This window comes from Streptomyces sp. P17, from assembly GCF_032436805.1.
In the GTDB taxonomy this organism is placed as follows: Bacteria; Actinomycetota; Actinomycetes; order Streptomycetales; family Streptomycetaceae; genus Streptomyces.
On sequence record NZ_JAVRBF010001565.1, the window covers coordinates 1 to 231 of the forward strand.

The window sequence follows — 231 nt, forward strand, 5'->3', positions numbered from 1 at the left end:
TCGGCGGCATCCATCGCAGCCTTCGCCACCACATTCTCGACCAGCGGTCCCGCCGCGTGGGTGAAGAACAGCAGGCGCTCCGCCAAGGTCATCATCAGCCGCGCGGCCACCGGATGGAACGGCATGCACAGCCGGCAATGCAGCGCGTGGAATGCGTTATCGCGGGCCAGCACCGGGCCGTAATCATGCTCAGGGTACAGCGTCGCCAGCGGGACATAGTGCGTCGCCAGC

General features: G+C 66.7%; 1 protein-coding gene. It reads right to left on the bottom strand.

Annotated elements, in window-relative coordinates:
* A partial coding sequence (locus tag RMT89_RS45695) for a hypothetical protein (protein ID WP_315889644.1) occupies window positions 1-231 on the bottom strand: 231 nt, incomplete at both ends.